Below are 856 nucleotides of genomic sequence, written 5' to 3' on the forward strand. Positions count from 1 at the left end.
AACGTTTTTTAGCGAATTCAATTATACCTCATCCTCATGCTGTTTGTTTTTTATACCGCAAAGATCAACACGCCCTAGTCTATCTTTGTAATATCGCTTAATTAAAGAAGTACAGGCTTAATTAAGATTCGGCGCCTTAAAGGCAGTTAAAAAAACAGCATTTTTATTAAAATTTAGCCTGTTAGCTTAATTTTCCGGCAAACAAACCATGTTAAGTGTTTTTTTGCAAAAAAGGTGTTGACGAATTTGGGTCATATCAGCATAATACGCCCCGCACTCAGCGATGATGTGCTAACAAAAAAAGATGGCTAAGTAGCTCAGCTGGTTAGAGCACATCACTCATAATGATGGGGTCACAGGTTCAAATCCCGTCTTAGCCACCATTATTTTTTTGTTGCTCAATGAAGAGTTTAAAATAACTACCTTGTGTGCGGGAGTGGCGGAATTGGTAGACGCGCTGGATTTAGGTTCCAGTATCTTAGGATGTGAGAGTTCAAGTCTCTCTTTCCGCACCATAATTCTTGATAAGAATTAAAACTATCAATTGTTATTGTTGGGATATCGCCAAGCGGTAAGGCACCAGGTTTTGATCCTGGCATTCCCAGGTTCAAATCCTGGTATCCCAGCCAACAATGGCTAAGTAGCTCAGCTGGTTAGAGCACATCACTCATAATGATGGGGTCACAGGTTCAAATCCCGTCTTAGCCACCATTTCTTCTTTTTGAAATGGCTCTGCAAGAGTTAAATTGCACTCAATGAAGAGTTTAAAATAACTACCTGTGTTTTATTACACAAACGATGCGGGAGTGGCGGAATTGGTAGACGCGCTGGATTTAGGTTCCAGTAACTTCGGTTG

Annotated in this window: 4 tRNA genes; all 4 read left to right on the forward strand. The window is 40.3% G+C overall.

Features of this window, described 5'->3' with window-relative positions:
* Positions 1-306: 306 nt before the first annotated feature.
* The 4 genes from I6F65_RS21430 to I6F65_RS21445 all read left to right on the forward strand — a co-directional run bounded on the left by I6F65_RS21430 (position 307) and on the right by I6F65_RS21445 (position 711).
* A tRNA-Met gene (locus tag I6F65_RS21430) sits at positions 307-383 on the forward strand.
* A gap of 47 nt (positions 384-430) precedes the next feature.
* Positions 431-515, forward strand: a tRNA-Leu gene (locus I6F65_RS21435).
* 39 nt (positions 516-554) lie between these two features.
* A tRNA-Gln gene (locus I6F65_RS21440) sits at positions 555-629 on the forward strand.
* A 5-nt stretch (positions 630-634) separates the two neighbouring features.
* Positions 635-711, forward strand: a tRNA-Met gene (locus I6F65_RS21445).
* Positions 712-856: the final 145 nt, after the last annotated feature.

It is taken from the genome of Pseudoalteromonas sp. SWXJZ94C (genome assembly GCF_015864385.1).
Lineage (GTDB): Bacteria > Pseudomonadota > Gammaproteobacteria > Enterobacterales > Alteromonadaceae > Pseudoalteromonas.